The sequence below is a fragment of the Streptomyces durbertensis genome, assembly GCF_014156695.1.
In the GTDB taxonomy this organism is placed as follows: domain Bacteria; phylum Actinomycetota; class Actinomycetes; order Streptomycetales; family Streptomycetaceae; genus Streptomyces; species Streptomyces durbertensis.
The window spans coordinates 1-2,709 of record NZ_WMLF01000586.1 but is presented as its reverse complement, the minus strand read 5'-3'; the positions used below and the strand labels follow the sequence as shown (position 1 = coordinate 2,709).

The following is a 2,709-nucleotide window of genomic DNA, read 5'->3' as shown; positions in this document are numbered from 1 at the left end:
GGAATTAGCCGCACCGGCGGGTGCGTTGCAGGATGGTGCGCATGGACCTGCGAATCTTCACCGAGCCCCAGCAGGGCGCGGACTACACCACCCTGCTCACCGTCGCACGGGCGACGGAGGAGCTGGGCTTCGACGCCTTCTTCCGCTCCGACCACTACCTCGCCATGGGCGACTCCGACGGGTTGCCGGGGCCGACGGACGCCTGGATCACCCTCGCCGGCCTCGCCCGGGAGACCAGCCGCATCCGCCTGGGCACTCTGATGACCGCCGGCACGTTCCGCCTGCCCGGCGTGCTGGCGATCCAGGTGGCCCAGGTGGACGCGATGTCCGGCGGCCGGGTCGAGTTCGGGCTCGGTGCCGGCTGGTTCGAGGCCGAGCACACCGCCTACGGCATCCCGTTCCCGGCGGAGAAGTTCGGCCGGCTCGAAGAGCAGCTGGAGATCGTCACCGGCCTGTGGCGGACCCCGGTCGGCGAGACCTTCGACCACGAGGGCAGGTACTACCAGCTGAAGGGCTCGCCTGCGCTGCCCAAGCCGGCCCAGGACCGCGTCCCGGTGCTGGTCGGGGGCCACGGCGCCAAGCGCACCCCGCGTCTGGCGGCCCGCTTCGCCGACGAGTTCAACATCCCGTTCGCGTCGGTCGAGGACAGCCGGCGGCAGTTCGACCGGGTCCGGGCCGCCGCCGAGGAGGTCGGCCGCCGCGCGGACGCGCTGGTGTACTCCAACGCCCTGGTCGTCTGCGTCGGCAAGGACGACGCCGAGGTGGCACGCCGTGCCGCGGCCATCGGCCGTGACGTCGAGGAGCTGAAGGAGAACGGCCTCGCCGGCAGCCCCGCCGAGGTCGTCGACAAGATCGGCCGGTACGCCGCCGTCGGATCCAGCCGCGTCTACCTGCAACTGCTCGACCTGGACGACCTGGACCACCTGGAGCTGATCTCCTCCCAGGTGATGTCCCAACTGCCGTGACCGTGCCCCGGCTTCCGCTCGCCGAGGCGCTCGCGGAAGGCACGGTCGTCCTGGACGGCGGGCTGTCCAACCAGCTCGCCGCCCAGGGCGCCGACCTGTCCGGCGACCTGTGGTCCGCCCGGCTCCTCGACGAGGCGCCCCACCAGCTGCGCACCGCCCACCGCCGCTACGTCGAGGCCGGCGCGCGCGTCCTGATCACCGCCAGCTACCAGGCGTCCTACCGGGGCTTCCGCCGCCACGGCCTGGACCACCGGGCCGCGCGCCGGCTCTTCGCGCGCAGCGTGGAGATCGCCCGGGAGGCGGCCGGGCAGACGCCCGTGTGGGTCGCCGCCTCGGTCGGCCCCTACGGCGCGGTGCTCGCCGACGGCAGCGAGTACCGCGGCCGGTACGGCCTGAGCACCGCCGAACTTGCCCGCTTCCACCGGCCGCGCGTCGAGGCGCTGGCCGAGGCCGGGCCCGACGTCCTGGCGTTGGAGACGGTCCCCGACGTGCGGGAGGCCGAGGCCCTGCTGACCGCCGCCCGGGGCCTCGGCGTGCCGCTGTGGCTGAGCTACACCGTCAGCGGCGAGCACACCAGGGCCGGCCAGCCGCTGCGCGAGGCGTTCGGGCTGGTCGTCGACGAACCCGACGTCATCGCCGTCGGGGTGAACTGCTGCACCGCCGCCGACGCCGGCCGGGCCGTGCCGCTCGCCGCCGACCTCACCGGACTGCCGGTGGTGGTCTATCCCAACAGCGGCGAGGACTACGACCCGGCCCTGGGTGCCTGGCGCGGCCCGAGCACCTACGCCCCGGAACTCGCCCTGCGCTGGCGCGCCGACGGCGCCCGGCTGATCGGCGGCTGCTGCCGGGTCGGCCCGGCCCGCATCGCCGACCTCGCCGCACTCCTGTCAAGGGCGCCCTGACCGCCGCCTCCCGGAAAACCGCTGGGACGCCACGCCTGACCTCGGCATACTCGTCGGGGTGTACCTGACCATCACTGCCGACGGCAGCACCACCCAGCCCGCCACCGACCTCGGTTACCTGTTGCACAAACACCCGGAGAAGGTGCAGGACTTCAGCACCTCCTACGGGACGGCGCGGGTCTTCTACCCCGAGGCGACTCCCGAGCGGTGCACGGCGGCGATGATGTTGGAGATCGACCCGGTGGCGCTGGCCCGCCGCGCCCGCCGCCGGCACGGCGGACCGGACGCCGGCCTGTCCCAGTACGTCAACGACCGCCCGTACGCGGCCTCCTCCCTGCTGGCCGTGGCCCTCGGCTCGGTCTTCCGCAGCGCGCTACGCGGCACCTGCGCCGCGCGTCCTGAACTCCCGGACCGACAGCTGGGGTTGCGGGTGGAGATCCCGGCGCTGTCCGCGCGCGGCGGCGCCGCGCTGGTCGCCCGCCTCTTCGAACCGCTGGGCTGGCGGGTGCACGCCGAGACCACGCCGCTGGACGAGCGGTTCCCCGAGTGGGGCGAAGCCCGCTGCCTGCGCCTGACCCTCGAAGGCACCGCCACGCTCGCCGCCACCCTCCGCCAGCTCTACGTGCTGCTCCCGGTGCTCGACGGCGCCAAGCACTACTGGGTCAGCGAGGACGAGGTCGACAAGCTGCTCCGCGCCGGCGAGGGCTGGCTGGAGCACCACCCGGAGCAGGAGCTGATCACCGCCCGCTACCTGGCGTACCGCCGGGGACTGGCGCGTGAGGCGCGGGAACGTCTGGAACTGGCCCGCCTCGCGGAGAGCGACGACAGCACGGTCGACGCCC

3 protein-coding genes are annotated in these 2,709 nt (G+C 73.9%); all 3 read left to right on the top strand.

Going from position 1 to position 2,709, the window contains the following annotated elements:
* Positions 1 to 41 precede the first annotated feature (41 nt).
* Positions 42 to 965, top strand: a complete 924-nt coding sequence (locus GL263_RS24740) for an LLM class F420-dependent oxidoreductase (RefSeq protein ID WP_182857965.1) — start codon at positions 42 to 44, stop codon at positions 963 to 965.
* A complete protein-coding gene (gene mmuM, locus GL263_RS24735; protein WP_182857964.1) occupies positions 962 to 1,867 on the top strand; it encodes a homocysteine S-methyltransferase in 906 nt (301 codons plus the stop codon). The genes GL263_RS24740 and mmuM overlap by 4 nt, the downstream gene beginning before the upstream one ends.
* A gap of 58 nt (positions 1,868 to 1,925) precedes the next feature.
* The coding region (locus tag GL263_RS24730; RefSeq protein ID WP_182857963.1) for a 3' terminal RNA ribose 2'-O-methyltransferase Hen1 at positions 1,926 to 2,709 on the top strand (784 nt) is incomplete at its 3' end.

Coding starts and splice junctions, on each gene's coding strand:
- GL263_RS24740 (WP_182857965.1), top strand. CDS start 42: ATGGACCTGCGAATCTTCACCGAGCCCCAGCAGGGCGCGGACTACACC.